The organism is Veillonellaceae bacterium (genome assembly GCA_025992895.1).
Classification (GTDB): domain Bacteria; phylum Bacillota; class Negativicutes; order Veillonellales; family Dialisteraceae; genus Dialister.
On sequence record DAJPGA010000001.1, the window covers coordinates 1145168 to 1164950 of the forward strand.

Below are 19783 nucleotides of genomic sequence, written 5' to 3' on the forward strand. Positions count from 1 at the left end.
TAAGTCAATCAGGGACCCTGTGTCCTGTTATAGAAAGATAAGGAGGAATTATTGTGGAAAGAAATAAGTTATTTCAGGTATTTGTTCCAACTTGCTGGCTTTTTGGCGAAGGGCAGCTGAATCATCTTCATGAACAGGCTCTTCCGGGCAAGAAAGCACTGATCATTATTTCCAACGGCAAATCAACAAGAGCCAATGGTTACCTGGAAAGAACGGAAAAGGAACTGCATCAGGCAGGTGTGGAAACATCCGTATTTGACAAGATTCAGGCAAACCCGATCCATACGACTGTCATGGAAGGCGCAAAGGCAGCCCGTGATTTCGGCGCTGATTTCCTTGTTGCTTTGGGCGGCGGTTCCGTCATGGATGCCACAAAGGCCATTGCCATCATGTCGACAAATGACGGCACGCTCTGGGACTATGTAGCAAGCGGCACAGGCAAAGGCAAGCCGATTGCCAACAAGCCTCTTCCGATGGTAGACATCACGACGACAGCAGGCACAGGCTCTGAAGTAGACTGCGGCGGCGTCATCACAAATACTGAAACACACGAAAAGACCGGTATTGTCGATCTTGGCATCTTCCCGGTCCTCTCTATTGTCGATCCGGAACTGATGGCATCTGTCCCGCCGAAATTCACTGCATACCAGGGATTTGACGCACTCTTCCACAGCACGGAATGCTACATTTCCAAGCCGGCCAATCTGATGAGCAATATGGTTGCATCGACTGCCATCAGGAATATCGGCAAGTACCTTCCAAGAGCCGTAGCAGACGGAAGCGATATGGAAGCCAGAGAACATGTGGCATTTGCCAATACCATGTCCGGCTACTCCATGATGACAGGCAGCTGCACATCCGAACATTCCCTCGAACATGCACTGAGCGCTTATCATGAATCCCTGCCGCACGGCGCAGGCCTCATCATGATTTCCCTGGCTTACTACCGCACTTTTATTAAGTATCATTGCTGCGATGACCGCTTCATCGATATGGCACGTTTCCTTGGCATGGAAAATGCAGACAAGCCGGAAGATTTCCTGACGGCTCTTGAAAATCTGCAGAAGGCATGCGGCGTAGCTGATCTGAAGATGAGCGACTATGGTATCAAGGAAGAAGAATTCGAAGGCTTCGTCAAGAATGCAAGAACTGTCATGGGAGCACTCTTCCCGGCAGATCCGTACGTTCTTTCTGATGAAAACTGCGTCAACATTTACAAGGAATCCTATAAGTAATAGATAATAAAATAAAGGAATCGTGGGAGGAAAAGGATATGGATAAGGATCATGTTTCCGCTTTTGCATCGGGAGAGCCCAATACAGCGTATGCCCAGTATTTCACCGGCCAGAGCTACCTGAAGATGCTGACAAAGGGAAAAATTCCCGTGGCCAATGTCACATTTGAACCGGGTTGCCGCAATCACTGGCATATCCATCATAAGGGCGGCCAGATTCTGCTCTGCGTGGGCGGAGTCGGATATTATCAGGAATGGGGACAGCCTGCGCGCCGTCTTGTTCCCGGAGATGTCGTTGAGATTGCGCCTGAGGTCAAGCACTGGCACGGCGCTGCGCCGGATTCCTGGTTCTCGCACATTGCCATTGAAGTGCCGGCAGAAGGCTCTTCGAATGAATGGTGCGAAGAAGTGAGTGATGAAGAATACAAGAAGGCTGTGAAATGAAAACGCTGATTCTTTATTACTCCAAAAGCGGCCATACAAGGGATCTGGCAGCCGCTATCCACAAGGTGATCGGCGGGGACATGAGTGAGCTTAAATCGCAGAGGAAGTATTCCTCTTCCTATGGCATGACGATTCTGCAGGCAGGCCTGGATAAGTTCCGCGGCCGTATTCCTGAAACGGAACCTGTATCTTTTAACCTGAACGATTATGACGTGATCTTCCTGGGATGCCCGACATGGTATTTCACGATGGCTCCTGCCATGCAGCAGTTCCTCTCACATGCTGATCTTAAAGGGAAGCACGTATTCACATTCTCCACCAGCGGAGGAAGCCCGAAAAAGACACTGGAAGATTTGCGCATGGCTGTCGAAAAGAGAGGTGGCACGATGGAAGAGCAGCTTCAGGTATCCTACAAGAAGGAAAACCGCATGACAGCCCAGCGCGAAATCGATCAGTGGATCAGGAAGGCCACTGACCGCCTGGAATTTTTGAAGTAATGGAATAAAGGAACAACTATTGAAGAAAACATTGAAAATAGCAGCCTGCGTGATGGCGCTCTGCGCAGCAGTATCGATTGCGGGATGCTCATCTTCCGGATCCTCCGGCAAGGCGGCTTCAGGAGAAGTCAAGGAAACGATGCGCCCCTATTCCGTCCGCCAGGTCGTAGCAGCCGATAATGAGCACGGCCGCACGATCATGTGGCAGATGACAAACGGGAAGGAAGACAGCCTCGAATACAGGAAAGCGGGCAGCAATGATATCCGTTCCGTCAAAGCTGTGTCCAAGGAGCTCAAGGGCGACAAAGGCGTCAGCGACAGCTTCGTCTATACCGCAAGGCTGGACAACCTGGAAAAGGGAACCGATTATGAATACCGTACCCGCCAGGGGAATGAAGTCAGCAAATGGTATCCGCTTGCTACCGATAACGGCGGCAAGTTCAAGGCTATCGTGACCTCGGATTCCCAGAGCTCGGATTATTCCGACTGGGAGAAATTATTCAAGGATGCTGCATCCAGAAATCCTGATGCCGCTTTCTTTATCGACCTTGGAGATATCGTAGATAACGGCCAGGATGAATATCAGTGGCAGGCATGGTTCAAGACAGTCGCTGATACGATTGACAAGATTCCTGTAGCTCCGGCTGTAGGCAATCATGAAGCCTATTCCCTTGACTGGAAGGAAACGATGCCGGAAAGGTACCTGACTCATTTCAGCCTTCCGAAGAACGGCGACGACAAGCTTGCCAATCACTACTATTCCTTCGACTGGGGCGACGTTCACTTTACGGTGCTTGATACATCCCTTGTAGAAGAGAAGCAGTGGGTGCCGGACCTTTTTGAAAAAGAAAAAGCATGGGCTGAAAAGGATATCACATCTTCGAAGAAGAAATGGAAGGTCGTCCTGATGCACAAGGATCCTCTCCAGTATTCCTTTGCTGATCCGAGCCGTCCGGCCCGCGAGGAAGGATTCTCCGATGAAGGAAAGGAATTCATGCCGATCTTTGACAAGACAGGCGTCGACCTTGTCCTCTCGGCACACCTTCATACGTACAGAGACAGAGGCCATATTTATGACTTCAAGCGCGCAGACCACGGACCGGTCTATGTCATCCTTGGCCTTGGCGGCAATGTACGCTATCCGGGCCTCTGGAAGCGCCATGCGCTTGATGAATATGTAGCGCCGCAGCCAGAAACCGACAATTACAACGTGTTTGAGGCTGATGATAACCAGCTTGTTCTGAGCGGATACCTGCCTGATGGCACGCTCCTGCATCAGACGATTGTCAGAAAGGATTAATTATGGACAGAGCAAAAGTCATTTTACACATGATGATATCAATCGATGGAAAAATCGAAGGATACTTCGCAGATGCCCCGCTGACCGGCGCATGCGGTGACTATTATGAAGAAGTCATCCCAAAACTGGGAGATGCGCATGGGACTGGTTCTTATACGGCATGCCTTTACATGGCGCAGGCCGATGTGGATTACGATGCCTTCAAGGATACCCCGGTTGAAGATGGTGATTTCATTGTCAAGAATGAAGAAGGAAAGTACCTCTTTGTTTTCGACCGTCATGGCAAGTGCAACTGGGATGATGCATTCTCTGGCGGAATGCAGATCGTGGAAGTCCTGACCCGCACCGTCAGAAAAGAATACCTGGCTTACCTTAGAAGCAAGAACATCTCTTACATCTTTGCCGGTGAAAATGATCTGGAGCCGGAACACAGCCTTGAAAAAATGAAAGCTTACTTCGGCATTCATACACTCGTCCTCTGCGGCGGCGCTACCATCAACGGCGTCTTCTTAAAGGCAGGCATGGTCGATGGCATTTCCGAAGTCATCGTTCCGCATGTCGAAGGAAACCATGACCAGAAGGGCATTGCAGAAACGAATGTATTCGTTCCTGATTCCTTCCCGCTTAAGAAAGTGACACAGCTTCCAAATGGCGGCGTTCATCTCGTCTTTGAAAAGAAGTAAATTGTGAATTCTAAGAGGGCCGTGACAATGACTGCACTTGTCACAGCCCTTTTTATCGTGTATGTTTTACTGCAACTTTTCCTATAAACGAAGCCTGGAAGAGTTTGTTTACTTTGCCAGAAAATGATCACTTATGAAATTTTGTCCGGCGTGCGGGCAAAAGCGGCGGAAGATTCGATATCTTCGGATGAAACCTATATTCATATTTTTATGGCGGATTAGGACATATTGTTGTATAATAAACGAAAACTTTAGTAAAGGGCAGATGGAGACAGAGTCTGCCGGCAAAATGGAGAGGATTGGTGTTTTTATGGCTGAAACGGTATGGTCGCTCCTGCCGCCTGTGATTACTATCATTCTGGCGTTGGCGACGAAAGAAGTGTACATGTCCCTTGCCATCGGTATTTTTATCGGTGCGTTCATGTTCGCAGGATTCAGTTTCCTGGGCGCGATCGACACGATGTTTGCAATCATGTCGGATAAGATCGGCTCGAATGTTTACATTCTTGTATTCCTGGTACTCTTGGGAATCATGGTCGCTGCGATCCAGAAATCTGGCGCTTCGCAGGCATATGGTGATTATGCAGCGCGTACGATCAAGGGAAAGAGAAGCGCTCTTTTCGTTACGATGATTCTCGGCATCCTGATTTTCATCGACGACTACTTCAACTGCCTGACTGTCGGTACGGTCATGAGACCGGTCACGGACCGCTTCAATATTACAAGAGCCAAACTTGCTTATATCATTGATGCTACGGCAGCTCCTGTCTGCATCATTGCACCGGTATCGAGCTGGGCAGCAGCCGTTACTTCCTCTCTTCCGGAAAACAGCGGCATTGATGGATTTGCCCTTTTCCTGCAGACCATTCCGCTCAATCTTTATGCATGGCTGACTCTTATTTTCATGATCATTATCATCTGGTCCGGCAAGGATTTCTCCCGCATGGCTGATTTTGAAAAGGAAAGCGGCGGCACACTTGTCATTCCTGCTGAATATGCAGAAGATGATTCCATGGCTCCTGTCGGCAATGGACGCATCATCGACCTCATTCTTCCTCTTGTCGTCCTGATCGGCGGCTGTATTTTCAGCATGCTTTATACCGGCGGCATCCTGGAAGGGAAGGGCGTTGCAGAAGCTTTTGCTAACTGCGAATCGGCACGCGGCCTTGTTATCGGCTCCTTTATTGCTCTAATTTTCACCTTCATTCTTTACATCCCGAGAAAAATCCTGAACATGACCACCTTCTGCAGCTGCTTTGTAGAAGGCTTCAAGCAGATGACTTCCGCGATCATGATCCTTTCTCTGGCATGGACACTCTCCGGTGTTGTTGGTGAAGATTACCTGAACATCGGCAGCTACGTAGGCAGCGTTGTCAGCGACAATGCAACGATTGCCGTCATGCTTCCGGCTGTATTCTTCCTCGTTGCTATCGGCCTTGCTTTTGCGACCGGTACATCCTGGGGCACATTCGGCATCCTGATTCCGATCGTCCTTGCCATTGTTGCCAATGATAACAACCTGATGGTTATGACTGTGGCTGCTGTCCTGGCAGGCGCTGTAGGCGGCGACCATGTCTCCCCGATTTCCGATACTACGATCCTGGCGTCGGCCGGCGCGCAGTGCCATCATATCGATCATGTCTCCACGCAGATTCCATATGTAGCAGTTGTAGCAGTAAGCTGTGTCTGCGGTTATCTCGTTTCCGGCCTGACTGGAAATGGATATATCGGTGATGTAGTAGGACTTGCTGTCATGCTCGTCATCCTCGGCTACTTCCTGAAATTCAAAGCAGCAAAATAAACACCAATTGAAAAGCACCCGAATCTGCCAGGCAGATGCGGGTGCTTTTTTATTCTTCTAGCTTATTGATGATTGAAGGAGTCTGTGATTTTCCGAAGCATTGTCACGATAGTGAGGATGACAGTGAGCGCAAGGATTGTCATGGACCAGGCGACGCCTACGGTCATGTAGCCTGTGAAGGAAAAATCCCAGTTGAAGTACATGACGGTAATGATTGCTGTGGCAATGCATCCGATGGCAATCAGTGTGGCATTGGCCCTGTATGTGACAAGGTACAGGATGCCTGCCAGATATCCGAAAAGCCCGGCAGGGGACAAGAGCTCATGATGGTAGAGCACGAGAGAGACAGCAGACGAAATTAAAGAATATTTCATGAAAACCTCCATATAAAACAAAGGGACTGGTACTCGAAATCCCCTTGGATAAAGAATCGGATTTGCTTTAGCTTGTCATGGCTTTGAAATCAGGATCGGTTCTGAGCCATGCGAAATGATCCTGCGTCCTGGCAGTTTCCTTGACGTCTGCAGGGGAGAGGTCAATAGCTTTCTTCAGGTATTGAAGGGCACGCTCCTTATCTCTTTTATCTGCATAATTGGTAGCGATGCCGTAATAGGACCATGTATTTTTAGGGTCGGCTGCAAGGACTTTCTGGAAATAGGCGATGGATTCATCGTAATGTTTTCCCAGCTTCTGCGCCATGGCCATATCATAAAAAGCCTGCACGTAATCAGGATTGATGGCAAGCGATTTCTTGATCGTCGCAATGCCTTCTTCCGGAGATACGTCAAAGGCCTCTATGATTCCCTTGAGGGAAAGAGCTTTGTAATTTTCAGGGTCCTTTTCAAGCGCTTTCCCGCATGATTCCAGGGCGGAAAGGTGATCGCCCTTTCCGTAAGCGATGGCAGCCTTGTGGTACCATTCATCAGACTCCTTTGAAATCTGGTGAAGCGGCGCTTTTGCTGCAGGGGCAGAGGAAGCCGGAGGCTCTTTGGCGGGCTGGGGCTCTTGCGATCCGCATCCTGCTGTCAAAAAAAGAAGGCCTGCAAGAAGTAAGCCTGCGTATGGTTTCACAGATGATTCCTCGTTTCCAATCTTAAAAAAATCTATGATTTCTTTTTTCTATTCATATTGTATAATATTTATTATAAACCAATCCTATTCATAATGTAAATTATATAGGTCAATGAGGGAGGAAATGAAATGAGCAAATATGCATTCATTACAGGTGCAACGAGCGGTATCGGTCTTGCCACAGCAAAAGCGCTGGCAGCAGGCGGGTATGATCTGGCGCTGGCTGCCAGGAACGAAGAGAAGCTTTCTTCTGTGAAGACTGACATTGAAAAAGAGTTTTCCGTCAAGGTCACTCCCTACGTCTTAGATGTCAGGGAACCGGAAGAAATCAGGAAAACCGTTGCCGCATGCCTTGCTGCTTTCGGCGCACCGGATGTTCTTGTTAATGATGCGGGACTTGCAAGGGGGCTTGAACCGTATGCAGAAACAAAAGAGGAAGATATCCTTCAGATGATCGATACGAATATCAAGGGACTCTTCCTGGTCACTCGCGCATTCCTTCCTTCCATGCTTGAAAGAAACAGCGGCCACATCGTCAACCTTGGCTCTACGGCAGGCCTTTATGCGTATGCAGGCGCTGCTGTCTACTGCTCGACAAAGGCAGCCGTCAAGACATTCAGCGACGGTATCCGCATCGATGTCATTGACAGCGATATCAAGGTGACCACGATCCAGCCGGGCATCGTTCACACGCCTTTCAGTGAAGTCCGCTTCCATGGCGACAAGGAAAGAGCAGAAGCCGTTTATGAAGGCGTAGATGCGCTTCATGCAGAGGATATAGCGGATATCATTGCTTTTGCTGTAAGCCGTCCAAAACGCGTGCAGATCAGCGATATTGTTATCATGGCTAATCAGCAGGCGACCGGATTCATGGTCAGCAAGAAGAAAAAGCAATAATTTCCTTTTATCTTGAATTTTCAGGGGAGGGTTTGCTTTTTTCGGAATCATCTTGTATAATATAAAAGCTTGCTGTTTGGCAAGTAACTTCCTGGCCCGCGGAAAGCGCGGGACATAGGTCCGAAAAGGAGGCGAATTTCGTGAAAAAGTATGAAGTTATGTTCATTGTGAATGCAGCTGATGATGAAGTCATTAAGGCTGCTGTCAAACTGGTGCAGGACACGATCACAAGAATCGGCGGCACGATTGACAATGTTGATGAATGGGGCAAACGTCATCTTGCGTACGAAGTAAAGCATCAGAGTGAAGGCTACTACGTAGTAGTAGATTTCCAGGCTGATCCGGCGCAGATTAAAGAACTTGACCGCGTTATCAAGATTCATGAAGAAATTATCCGTCATATCATTGTAAAACAGGATGACTAAGAGGTAGAAACGATGAATTCAGTTCAAGTTATGGGTAATCTGGCACGGGACCCCGTGATCCGTGCAACGAAAACGGGTCGTGCGGTCGCATCATTTACCGTTGCGGTAAATCGTAACTACACAACTCCTCAGGGTGAACAGAAGGAGCTGACTGACTGGATCAACGTTGTTGCCTGGGGCAATCTCGCAGAGTCTGTCGGCAACCAGCTGAAAAAAGGCATGCGTGTATTCGTTGAAGGGCGCTTAAGCACCCGCTCTTATGATACTCCGGAAGGACAGAGAAGATGGGTGACTGAAGTGGTTGCTAATTTCGTAGCACTTCCACTTGGAAATGCGCATCCTTCACAGCCTCAGGGTCCGTTCGGCGCATCCGGAAACATGGGTTCACAGGGATCTAGTTCCGGCGGCTTTGGACAATTTGGGAATTCCACGCCGGGAGATGAGGACATTCCATTCTGATAAGCAATTGATTTTGGAGGATAAAGAACCATGATTAGAAAAGATAGAACAAGAAGACCGAGAAGAAAGGTCTGCCAGTGCTGCGTTGATCACGTAGACACCATTGATTACAAGAATATCGCTGCTCTTCGCCGTTTCGTTTCCGAAAGAGGCAAGATTCTGCCGCGTCGTGTTACAGGAACATGCGCAAAGCATCAGCGTAAGATTAACCTCGCTATCAAGAGAGCTAGAGCTATCGCTCTTCTTCCTTTCAGCGCTGACTAATCAAAGCGGATCCCCGGCTTATGCCGGGGATTTTTTATTTGCATAAACAAGGGGAGAAAGGAGAACTGGAACCGTTTTTTCTCGTTTATTCTTCTAAATTCTCGCGGAATCCCCATACTCCTTTATGATTCTATATCATCGTTGATTGTGCCATTGACAATATAAGGGCGCGAAGTTTATACTTGGTTTAGCAATTTAATACAAAAAGCGACGGAGCTTCCTTTCCCTACGGTACGCGGGGAATAGGGAGCTTTTACACTTTTTGCAGACTGCATCATTTTATTTTCAGGCATGACGCGCTTCTTGGGGGAATCAGCGCCCAGCCTGCGTTTTTGAGGAGGCGGCTTATGGATAAGTCGGAGAAAAAAGAAAGCTTTGGGAAAAAGTACGGGCTGATACTGGCATTGATTGCCATGGCTATCGTGTACCTCTTCCCGACTCCGGTGGATCTCCCCACACAGGGGCACAGACTCATCGGAATTCTGGTATTTGCGGTTATTATTTGGATGACGGAAGGCGTTTCCTATCCGGTCAGTGCGTTTGTCATTGTAACGTTTATGGCATTTGCGCTCGGCATGGCGCCTGATCCGGCAAAACACGGCGCACTGCTTGGCACAAGCAAGGCTCTCCAGATGGGGTTGTCCGGGTTCTCGACTACAGCCTGGGCACTGGTAGCAGCGGCTATGTTCCTGTCAGCGGGCATGATGATCACGGGTCTTGACAAGCGTATCGCTCTTGTCGTTATGTCCCATGTCGGCGTCAAGTCCAGCCGTCTTGTCATCGGCGTCATTTTCGTTGGTTTCATTCTGAGTTTCTTCGTACCGTCTACAACGGCCAGAGTTTCCTGCATGGTTCCGATTGTCGTCGGCATCATCCGCGCATTCGGTCTTGAAAAGGGATCCACGTTTGCTGCCGTACTGATGATGGCCGTCGCTCAGGCAGACAGCCTGTGGAACATCGGCATCAAGACAGCAGCAGCACAGAACATGGTTGCTATCGGATTCATCCAGCAGGTTCTCGGCAAAGATATCAGCTGGCTGGAATGGTTCATCGCTGCTGCTCCTTATGCAGCAGTTATGTCAGTCATTCTTTATCAGCTCCTGATCCATGTCATGCCTCCGGAAATCAAGGAAATGCCTGGCGGCAAGGAAGCTCTTCAGAAAATGCTGAAGGAAATGGGACCGGTATCGGTCAATGAAAAGAAACTGCTCATCATTTCCTGCCTGCTTCTCTTCTTCTGGGTTACAGAAAAGAAACTTCATCCGTTTGATACGACAACAGTCACCATTACAGGCATCATGCTGATGATGCTTCCGCGCATCGGCTTCATGAGCTGGAAAGATGCTGTTCCGCATATCAACTGGGGTACAGTTGCTCTCTTCGGCGTAGGTATTTCCCTGGGCACAGCCCTTCTGAAATCCGGCGCAGCTATCTGGCTGGCCAACCACTTTGTTGCCCTCTTCGGTATGGAAAACATGACACCGCTCGTTGTCATTGCTGTTCTTGCCTTCTTCCTCACGGTTATCCACCTGGGCTTTGCAAGTGCGACAGGCCTGGCATCCGCTATGATCCCGATCGTCATTGCCGTTCTTCAGAGCGTCAAGACACCGGGCATCGAAGTCCTCGGCATGACCATGATTCTCCAGTACACCATCTGCTTCGGTTATATTCTCCCGGTCAATGCACCGCAGAACATGATCGCTTACAGTACCGGATACATTGCATCCAAGGACTTCCTTAAGACTGGTATTCCATTTACCATTATTTCCTACTGCATGATCCTCCTATTCTCAGCTACCTATTGGCACTGGCTGGGCTATGTAGGCTGATCGATGCGCCTGTAAAACAAAAGAAGCTGCGGGACGATTCGCTGCCCCGCAGCTTCTTTCTTTTTTATATAGGAAATTTAATATATATTGAGGGAATAACAAGAAAGTGTTATAATTATAACGTAAAGAGGAATCTTTGAGGTGGTAAAATTCGCCGCGGCCACACACCCGACCCGGGTCAGAAGAGATGCAGGAGAGGCGGCGCCTGCCGAAGGTTCTTCCTTGAAAAGAGACATCCGGCGGGGTGTCTTTTTTCATGGAAAAGTCATGCGGCAAAATAAAAAAGGACGGATTTCTTGTGGAGATGCGTTCTTTTTTTGATGGGAAGAAAAGCGGGGGATATCCTGTTTTTCTCCGAAAAAATAAGGGAAAAGTCTTGACATTCACAGAAGTGAATGATATTCTAATAACGTAAGTTAGCACTCAAAGTTAAAGAGTGCTAATAATGGTGATGAAAATGGCTGGAAAAAATAATGATAAGAGAGGCGCCAATCATGGCGCAAACGAACTGAATGAAAGAAAGAGAAAAGTACTCTGGGCCGTTGTGCAGGATTACTCGGAAACAGCCGAGCCTGTAGGATCAAGGGCCATTGCCCGCAAGTACAATCTGGGCGTCAGCAGCGCTACAATCCGTAACGAAATGCAGGACCTGGAAGATGAAGGATACCTGGAACAGCCGCATACATCGGCAGGCAGGATTCCTTCCATCAAGGGATACCGCTTCTATGTAGACTGGCTGATGCAGCCTTCTCCTGTAACGGATGATGAAAAGTCCATGATCAACCATATTCTGGAAGAGCATGTGACAAAGCAGGATGAAATCTTCCGTGACATTGCAAGAACGGTGGCATCTCTGACGCATACACTTTCCGTTGCGACTTCGGCCGGCGGAAAGAGGAAGTTCAACTACATGAGATTCCTCCCGCTTGACGGGCGGCGCGCTATTATGCTCGTCGTTACGAATCAGGGCGAGGTATCCAATGCAGTGGTGGATATCCCGGCAGATTCTTCTCTTGATGAAATGCAGCTGCTGGCAGACAGGATGAATCATTTCCTGCACGGCAGAGAAATAGACAATACGGATGAGCAGCTCATTCTCTCCTTCCAGAAGGATGTGGAGAGGGATCTGACTCCTTATATGCATGTGTTCAAAGCGCTGCAGAAAACGCTTCAGCCTCCTAAGGAAGTATATGCCGGAGGCGCATCGCACCTGATCGAGCAGCCGGAATTCAAGAATGTCGAAAAAATGCAGGATATACTGAATCTCCTGGAACAGAGGGATATGCTGGAAAGCATGCTCCTTTCCTCGTCGGATCAGCCTATCGCTGTTCACATCGGCACGGAGAATCCGGTCAAGTCCCTTTCGGACCTTTCCATTGTCCGCGCGCAGTTCTCCTCGGGCGGCCGCATTATCGGCTCAGTTGCCGTCCTGGGGCCTACGAGGATGCAGTACAGCAGGATCATAGGAATGATGCGATTCATGCAGCAGAGACTGGATACTTTATTGAAGAAGAATGATTAGGTGATTAGGAGGTTTCCGGATGAAGGAAAACGAGAAGGAAAAGACCGGGGGAGCAGCAGGCGCTGCTGCCAAGGCTGCTGAAAAGGTAGCAGAGGCTTTTGGAAGAAAGAAAAAACCAGAAGATGCTCCGGCAGAAGAAAAGGCTGAAACGATACAGGAACCGACGGCTGAGGATCTGAAGAAGCAGGTCGAATTCCTGACAAAGCAGGCTGCCGCTGCTGAAGCAAAAGCCAAGGAAGCCGCTGAAAAGCTGGAAGAACAGACGAAGAAGGATCTCAATGATTACATGAGACTTCAGGCAGACTTTGATAACTTTCGCCGCCGCACCAGAGAAAATGATGCGAAGGCTGCTGATATTTACAAGGCAGAAACACTGAAGAGTTTTCTTCCTGTCTTAGATAATTTTGAGCTGGCCCTGGCTCATATGAAAAAGGATGAATCGGGTGAAGCGTACGTTCAGGGATTTGAACTGCTGCAGAAGCAGCTGGTCAAGATCATGACTGATTATGGGATCAGCGAAATCGAAGCAGCCGGCCAGAAATTTGACCCTCATTTCCATGAAGCTGTCATGATGGTAGAATCCAACGACAAGGAAGATGAAACTGTTCTGGCAGTATTCCAGAAGGGATACATGTATAAAGATACGGTTCTGCGTCCTGCCAAAGTCCAGGTTGTCCACAACAACTGATTTTGGCACTAACATAGAAATTAAGAACTGTTAAAGAATATAAGAAAGGGGACATTTTAAATGTCAAAAGTAATCGGTATTGATTTAGGTACTACCAACTCTGTAGTCGCAGTCATGGAAGGCGGCGAACCCGTCGTTATTCCGAATGCGGAAGGTTCCCGTCTGACACCATCCGTTGTCGGCTTCTCCAAGACCGGCGAAAGACTCGTCGGCCAGCTGGCTAAGCGCCAGGCTGTATCCAACCCGTCCCGTACCATCGTTTCCATCAAACGTCATATGGGCAGCGATTACACCGTTGATATCGACGGCAAGAAATATACACCACAGGAAATATCCGCTATGATCCTTCAGAAGCTGAAGGTCGATGCAGAAGCATACCTCGGTGAAAAGGTAACTGATGCAGTTATTACCTGCCCGGCATACTTCACAGATGCTCAGCGTCAGGCAACCAAGGACGCAGGTAAGATTGCAGGCCTGAATGTCCTCCGTATCATCAACGAACCGACCGCATCCTCTCTGGCTTACGGCCTTGACAAGATCAAAGACGGCAAGGAACACCGCTTCCTCGTTTACGATCTGGGCGGCGGCACATTCGATGTATCCATCCTCGATCTGGCTGACGGCGTATTCGAAGTAAGAGCTTCCAACGGCAACGGCCATCTGGGCGGCGATGATTTCGATAACCGTGTCATGGACTGGATTGCTGATAAATTCAAGGCACAGAACGGCTTTGAACTGAAGCGTGACCCGATGACAAACCAGAGACTGAAGGAAGCCGGCGAAAAAGCAAAGATTGAACTTTCAAGCGTTATGTCCACCGACATCAACCTTCCGTTCATTACCATGGATTCCAACGGACAGCCTGTACACTTCGACGCAACACTGACCCGTGCTGAATTCGACAAGATCACTGACGACCTCGTTCAGGCTACTGTTGAACCGATCGATCTGGCTATGAGAGATGCAGGCGTTACCGTTTCCGATATTGATAAGGTTCTCCTTGTCGGCGGTTCTTCCCGTATCCCGGCCGTTCAGACACTGATCCGCAACAAGTTCGGCAAGGAACCATCCAAGGGAGTCAACCCGGATGAATCCGTTGCAGTCGGCGCAGCTATTCAGGCCGGCGTACTCAAAGGCGAAGTCAAGGACGTTCTCCTCCTCGACGTTACCCCGCTTTCCCTGGGTATTGAAACTCTGGGCGGCGTATTCACAACCATGATCAAGAGAAATACCACCATCCCGACTTCCAAGTCCCAGGTATTCTCCACAGCAGCTGACAACCAGCCTTCCGTTGACATCCATGTCCTTCAGGGTGAAAGACCGATGGCTGCAGACAACAAGACACTCGGCCGCTTCGAACTGAGCGACATTCCTCCGGCTCCGCGCGGAGTACCGCAGATCCAGGTAACATTTGATATCGATGCCAACGGCATTGTTCACGTATCTGCTAAGGATCTTGGCACAGGCAAGGAACAGAAGATCGATATTACTTCTTCCACCGGCCTTTCCGATGAAGAAATCCAGAAGATGCAGGATGATGCCAAGGCTCATGAAGCAGAAGACCAGAAACGCAAGGAAGCTATCACTGCAAAGAACAATGCAGAAGCTCTGATTTATCAGGCTGAAAAGACCGTCAAGGATCTTGGCGACAAGGCCGATCCAGCTAAGGTCAAGGAAATCAATGATGCTGTTGCAAAACTTAAGGAAACACTTAAGGGCGACGACACTGAAAAGATCAAAGCTGATGCAGATGCTCTGACAAAACCGCTGCATGAACTGACCGAAAACCTGTACAAGCAGGCACAGCAGGCTCAGCAGGCACAGCAGCAGGCTGCCGGCCAGCAGGGCGCACAGCAGCAGTCCGCTGGAAAACAGGACAAAGACAATGTAGTCGATGCAGATTATAAAGTCGTCGATGACGATGATAAGAAATAATAAGGAATAGTGTGGATTCTTTATGGCGAACAGCAAGGATTACTATGATATCCTTGGCGTAAGCAAAAGCGCCTCGGAAGACGATATAAAAAGGGCATACAGAAAACTTGCACGTAAGTATCATCCTGACCTGAATAAGGATAATCCCAAAGAGGCAGAGGAGAAGTTCAAGGAAGTCAATGAGGCTTACCATGTCCTCTCCGATGCCGACAAGAGGGCTCAGTATGACCAGATGGGACCGGATGCTTTCCAGCAGGCGTCCCAGGGCGGCGGAGCCGGATACGGCGGATTTGGCGGATTCGGACAGGGCGGTTTCAACGGGCAGGGATTTGACTTCGGCGGTTTTGACATGGGTGACATCTTTGATATGTTCACCGGCGGAAGCCGCCGCCAGCCAAACGGACCGGAACAAGGCGCTGATCTTCGTTATGACTTAAGGATTACACTCAGGGAAGCATTCACCGGCGTGAAGAAGAAATTCTCCATACCGAAGAATGAAACCTGCGATCATTGTCATGGTTCCGGAGCAGAACCCGGCTCCCAGATCGATGAATGCCCGGACTGCCACGGTACCGGTCAGCAGAGGATCGTCAGAAACGGTCCTTTCGGACAGATGGTCAATGTGGTCACCTGCCGTACCTGCGGCGGCACCGGCAAGATCATCAAGAAGAAATGCAGCCACTGCCACGGCAGCGGTACTGTCAGAAAGACCAAGACAATCGAGGTCAATATTCCGGCAGGCGCTGATACGGGCGTGCGCATGAGGGTATCCGGCGAAGGCGAACCAGGAAAGCGCGGCGGCGCTTACGGCGATCTTTATGTATATATCATCGTCGAAGGCGATCCGGACTTCGAAAGGGACGGGGATGACCTTTACAAGGCCATCAACATTTCCTTTACGACAGCCGCTTTAGGAAGTACCATCCAGGTGGAAACTCTGGACAAGAAGGTGGAACTCAAGATTCCTGCAGGAACACAGAGCGGTACCAGGTTCAGGATTTCCGGCGAAGGCATGCCGCATCTGCAGAGCAGCCGGAAAGGCAGCCTCTATGTGGAAGTGAAGGTGACAGTCCCGAAGAAACTCAACGAGGATCAGAAGGAAGCACTTTTGAACTATGCCCATGTATGCGGAGAAGATGTGAAACAGTTCAAGGGCAAGGGCTCCTGGCTGGATAAGATCATCGACAAGATTATGAATTGAATATGAAAAGGGCTGTGACAAAATGTACAATCATTTTGCCACAGCCCTTTTTTGCTGCATGAGGAAACGATTTCCTATGAATGTTTGCTATTCGTCATGGGATAATCTATATTAATAATGAGAGACTTTATTTTCTGTTTTTAATTTGTTTATGAATCAGCGGAATAAAATTTCCCTGTTCATTTTCAGAAGGTCACAGGATCGGGGTGGTGATGGTATAAAATGGGGATTGGCAGAAGAATCAAAGAAACGGATGATGTGCAGATGAAAGAAACAAAACCAGCCAGGGCAGAAATTACTTTTGTTCCGGAAGATCCCAAGTACACGCTGGATGATCTTATTCTTCCAGCGCGCGTGAGGGAGCAGATCCTTGATATCGCCGATTATGCGAATAACTGCAGGGTCGTCTATGAAAAGTGGGGACTGGAGGAGACACATAAGTATGCCAAGAGGCTCGGCATCAATTTATACGGGCCATCAGGCACGGGCAAGATCATGGCGGCTCATGCGATTGCCTCATACCTCCACAGGAGGATACTGATCGTCAATTATGCGGATATTGAATCCAAGTTTGTCGGGGAAACGCCAAAGAGTATTCGGCGCGCTTTTCAGGCCGCGGCAGAAACAGGTAGCATTCTCTTTTTTGATGAGGCGGATGCCATACTGAGCCGGAGGGTCACTTCCATGACAAGCTCGACGGATGTGCGCGTCAATCAGACGCGCTCGGTCATGCTGATGCTCCTCAATGATTATCAGGATTTTGTCATTTTTGCGACGAACTTCATTGAGAATTTCGATCCTGCGTTCATGAGGAGAATTTCCACGCATATTAAGTTTGAACTGCCGGATTATGACTGCCGACTTAAGCTGTGGAAGAAGTATATTCCAGCCAAGATGCCTCATGATATACAGGTTGAAAAACTGGCAGAAAAATATGCAGGGATTACAGGAAGCGACATTTCCAATGCCGTGCTCATGGCTGCTTTCAAAGCCGCTCGTCATCATGATGACTATGTGAAAGAGGCATATGTGGAGGAAATGATCGAAAATGTGCTGGAAAGCAAGGCGGCCAATGAGAAGAATCAGGAAGTAACGACAAGGAGAGTCGTCTCCAAAGAATATGTCGACCATGCACTGCATGGGGATAAAGAGTGATTCCAGGGAGGGAAATCATATGATTCCATTTTTAGTAGGACTCGGGCTGGTGATTGGCGGGACGCTTCTCGTCAAATACTGGAAGAATATCGTAGACTGGCTGAAGGATTTCATACCGAAGCTTAAAATGGCATGGAAAAGGGTAAGGCCGATGCTGCCGTATGCCGCCATTATCGTCGGGGACAAGCTCTGGGAGGCAGGCTCTGCGCTTGTGGCCGTCATGCACAGGCTTTATTACAAGGAAAACGGGGAATGGATCGAGCAGACGACGACGAGGAAGGTCGAAGAAAGTGAAGTGCCTGCCCACATCCGGGACCGCTTGAAGAATGAAGAAACAAATATCACTCACGAGATGGAAGAAGAACTTGAGTTAACTGTGTAAATGGGGGGAGTCAAGATGGAATCGGGTACCTTCAATCAGCTTTTCAAAGGATTCGTCAATGAAGTCATTTCACCATTCTTTCCAAAGACGCTCGAGCAGCTGGCAGAGGGATGCGAGAAGAAAATAGACCGCATCATCCTGAAGGAAGAAGTGGAAAATGATTATGATTTTGCCGGCGGGGAATTTACAATTTCCTATTACAATAAGGATTCCTTTCTTTTGAGCGCCGCGCTTTACTTCAAGGACACCAATGAGGAATGGGTGGAAGTAAAGTCGGAAAGCCAGCCAAGGGATATGAAATATCTTACGGGCGAAGCGGCCGAAGAGCTCTGCGCCAAAGGAAAAGCCATATTCAATATCGATGCGCCCAAGTTCAATGCGGACGGAAGCATTGATGTTTCAAAATGACGGGATGCTTTTCAAAAGAATGTCTGGAGCGGAGGCGGAAAAGTCATGTCAGTCGTTTTTGATATTGTCATAGCGTTCGTCGTCCTTGTCATTGCCGTCGTTGTCATCAAGTATGCTCTTATCATGGGAGCCGCCGTCCTGGCCATCCTCTGGAACGGAGTCGTCATCCTTTTGAGAAATATATGGATCATGGCTTTCTTCTTATGGGAAGCGCTGTCGCTGTTTCCGCCGACTGCGCCCTATGTCCTTGGATTTGAAGGAAACTTTGCTCCGTCCCTGAGGGGTATCCTTCCCTGGCAGATCATGATGGCTCTCTGGGGCGGCTTCTGCTTCGCCATCCTCAAGTGGAGCGTCAAAAGAAGGCCGCGGAAACTGATTATCAAGAATCTGAAGAAAACCTTCCGCGAAAAAGGGGCAATCATCGGAGACGGAAGGACAACGCGTTCATTCATTAATGACTATACCGGCTCCGGGCTGATGTTCCTTGATCATTTCTTTATGAATGCATGGGGAAATGAGAATCAGGAGTCCGAATACCTGGCAGAGGGTCTCCAGAGCGGAGAACTGAAGAAGGTCCTGTATCCGGATCCTGTTTTCGGCAAAAATGCGGAATGGTATGTTTCCATAAGGAAACTGAAGGAACTCAAAATTCAGGCCGGGGATGATGCTAAGGAGAGGATAGAGGCCCGTCTGGCATCGTTCGGCGTGCTGACTCCCGATTTTTTTGATGAAAGAAACAGAAAATCAAAGGGAAATCTTTTCTATGAGGAAGATTCCCTGGGGCCGCTGATGGACGTGCAGAGGGAGAGTTTCCTGAAGGAAAGCTGCGATGAATACATGCGCGCGCATGCGGGAAGTTTTATTGCTGAGACAATGGAGGGCTGCCAGTACTTCTTAAGCGTTCCGGCACTTGGAGCCTGCGGGAAAAGATGGCTGGTACAAGACTTCCTTTCCAGAAGCTTTCTTGGGATGGAAATGAGCGAATCTCTCTTCTTGAAGATGGTTCAGGAAATTGAAAGGATTGCGCCCTCTGTCAATCTTTCGGGGGCCTTTCTGCTTGCAAGGAATCCTCTTGAAGGGGCTTTCCTGATCCGGAAAGGAAGGGAAGGGGCCTGTGCCTGTGAGCGGTGCGGAGATATCTTCATGCATCGTGAACTGCTTGACGGCCATCAGTACTGCAGCGCCTGCGCAGCCTATATCAGGCATCATACCTGCAGCCAGTGCGGAAATTACTTTGATTTCGAACTGAACAGGCATGGAAGCCGCCTTCTCTGCGATGAATGCCTTGCCATGATTGAAGAGGCCGAAGAAAACGGGACGCCTGTTTTGAGAAAAGTGAAGGCGGAAGATGTTCCGCCTGCCATACGGGAAAAACTCGGAGGATAGAAAAGGGGCTGTGACAAAATGTGCAATCATTTTGCCACAGCCTTTTTGGTGCTGATATAGTCGATTAGATGATTAATCTAACATAGATAGCAGATGGACTATCTGAAAACCTAAAAACCTAAAAACCTAAAAACCTAAAAACCTAAAAACCTCGCTGTGCTCGAAGGAAATGATGTTTCAGGCGCATACGCGCCAGCTCCCC

Annotated in this window: 21 protein-coding genes; 19 read left to right on the plus strand and 2 right to left on the minus strand. The window is 48.9% G+C overall.

The window, feature by feature from the left end; all coding sequences use genetic code 11:
• Positions 1-53 precede the first annotated feature (53 nt).
• From OIM03_04745 to OIM03_04770, 6 genes are all read left to right on the plus strand, one after another.
• Complete coding sequence (locus OIM03_04745; GenBank protein HJI73585.1) at positions 54-1235, plus strand: iron-containing alcohol dehydrogenase; 1182 nt, start codon at positions 54-56, stop codon at positions 1233-1235.
• 38 nt (positions 1236-1273) lie between these two features.
• Positions 1274-1678, plus strand: a complete 405-nt coding sequence (locus OIM03_04750; GenBank protein ID HJI73586.1) for a cupin domain-containing protein — start codon at positions 1274-1276, stop codon at positions 1676-1678.
• Positions 1675-2175, plus strand: coding sequence for a hypothetical protein (locus tag OIM03_04755; protein HJI73587.1), 501 nt, complete (start codon positions 1675-1677; stop codon positions 2173-2175). The genes OIM03_04750 and OIM03_04755 overlap by 4 nt, the downstream gene beginning before the upstream one ends.
• Positions 2176-2194: 19 nt before the next feature.
• Positions 2195-3475 carry a metallophosphoesterase family protein gene (locus tag OIM03_04760; GenBank protein ID HJI73588.1) on the plus strand — a complete coding sequence of 427 codons (1281 nt, stop codon included), beginning with the start codon at positions 2195-2197 and terminating at the stop codon, positions 3473-3475.
• Between the two features lie 2 nt (positions 3476-3477).
• Complete coding sequence (locus OIM03_04765; protein HJI73589.1) at positions 3478-4158, plus strand: dihydrofolate reductase family protein; 681 nt, start codon at positions 3478-3480, stop codon at positions 4156-4158.
• Between the two features lie 310 nt (positions 4159-4468).
• Positions 4469-5959: a Na+/H+ antiporter NhaC family protein gene (locus OIM03_04770; GenBank protein ID HJI73590.1), complete on the plus strand. Its 1491-nt coding sequence runs from the start codon at positions 4469-4471 to the stop codon at positions 5957-5959.
• Positions 5960-6021: 62 nt separating this feature from the next.
• On the opposite strand, the gene OIM03_04775 is transcribed toward OIM03_04770, so the two are convergent.
• A complete protein-coding gene (locus tag OIM03_04775) occupies positions 6022-6333 on the minus strand; it encodes a hypothetical protein (GenBank protein HJI73591.1) in 312 nt (103 codons plus the stop codon).
• Positions 6334-6400: 67 nt separating this feature from the next.
• Positions 6401-7030, minus strand: coding sequence for a tetratricopeptide repeat protein (locus OIM03_04780; GenBank protein ID HJI73592.1), 630 nt, complete (start codon positions 7028-7030; stop codon positions 6401-6403).
• A gap of 129 nt (positions 7031-7159) precedes the next feature.
• On the opposite strand from OIM03_04780, the gene OIM03_04785 reads away from it, so the two are divergent.
• From OIM03_04785 to OIM03_04845, 13 genes are all read left to right on the plus strand, one after another.
• Complete coding sequence (locus OIM03_04785; GenBank protein ID HJI73593.1) at positions 7160-7927, plus strand: SDR family NAD(P)-dependent oxidoreductase; 768 nt, start codon at positions 7160-7162, stop codon at positions 7925-7927.
• Between the two features lie 140 nt (positions 7928-8067).
• Positions 8068-8352, plus strand: coding sequence for a 30S ribosomal protein S6 (rpsF, locus tag OIM03_04790; protein HJI73594.1), 285 nt, complete (start codon positions 8068-8070; stop codon positions 8350-8352).
• Positions 8353-8364: 12 nt separating this feature from the next.
• The gene (locus OIM03_04795; GenBank protein ID HJI73595.1) at positions 8365-8811 is read left to right on the plus strand and encodes a single-stranded DNA-binding protein; all 447 of its coding nucleotides are present in this window, start codon (positions 8365-8367) and stop codon (positions 8809-8811) included.
• 30 nt (positions 8812-8841) lie between these two features.
• Entirely contained in the window at positions 8842-9075 is a 234-nt protein-coding gene (gene rpsR / locus OIM03_04800; protein ID HJI73596.1) for a 30S ribosomal protein S18, read from the plus strand.
• Between the two features lie 347 nt (positions 9076-9422).
• Positions 9423-10904: an anion permease gene (locus OIM03_04805; GenBank protein HJI73597.1), complete on the plus strand. Its 1482-nt coding sequence runs from the start codon at positions 9423-9425 to the stop codon at positions 10902-10904.
• A 457-nt stretch (positions 10905-11361) separates the two neighbouring features.
• A complete protein-coding gene (gene hrcA, locus OIM03_04810; protein ID HJI73598.1) occupies positions 11362-12426 on the plus strand; it encodes a heat-inducible transcriptional repressor HrcA in 1065 nt (354 codons plus the stop codon).
• A 19-nt stretch (positions 12427-12445) separates the two neighbouring features.
• The gene (gene grpE / locus OIM03_04815) at positions 12446-13114 is read left to right on the plus strand and encodes a nucleotide exchange factor GrpE (GenBank protein HJI73599.1); all 669 of its coding nucleotides are present in this window, start codon (positions 12446-12448) and stop codon (positions 13112-13114) included.
• Positions 13115-13174: 60 nt separating this feature from the next.
• Complete coding sequence (dnaK, locus tag OIM03_04820) at positions 13175-15049, plus strand: molecular chaperone DnaK (GenBank protein ID HJI73600.1); 1875 nt, start codon at positions 13175-13177, stop codon at positions 15047-15049.
• 22 nt (positions 15050-15071) lie between these two features.
• Positions 15072-16250, plus strand: a complete 1179-nt coding sequence (dnaJ, locus tag OIM03_04825; protein ID HJI73601.1) for a molecular chaperone DnaJ — start codon at positions 15072-15074, stop codon at positions 16248-16250.
• A gap of 222 nt (positions 16251-16472) precedes the next feature.
• Positions 16473-17405, plus strand: coding sequence for an ATP-binding protein (locus tag OIM03_04830; GenBank protein ID HJI73602.1), 933 nt, complete (start codon positions 16473-16475; stop codon positions 17403-17405).
• 19 nt (positions 17406-17424) lie between these two features.
• The gene (locus tag OIM03_04835) at positions 17425-17787 is read left to right on the plus strand and encodes a hypothetical protein (GenBank protein ID HJI73603.1); all 363 of its coding nucleotides are present in this window, start codon (positions 17425-17427) and stop codon (positions 17785-17787) included.
• A gap of 15 nt (positions 17788-17802) precedes the next feature.
• Entirely contained in the window at positions 17803-18195 is a 393-nt protein-coding gene (locus OIM03_04840; protein HJI73604.1) for a hypothetical protein, read from the plus strand.
• A 45-nt stretch (positions 18196-18240) separates the two neighbouring features.
• A complete protein-coding gene (locus OIM03_04845) occupies positions 18241-19581 on the plus strand; it encodes a hypothetical protein (protein ID HJI73605.1) in 1341 nt (446 codons plus the stop codon).
• The last annotated feature ends 202 nt before the right edge of the window (positions 19582-19783 follow it).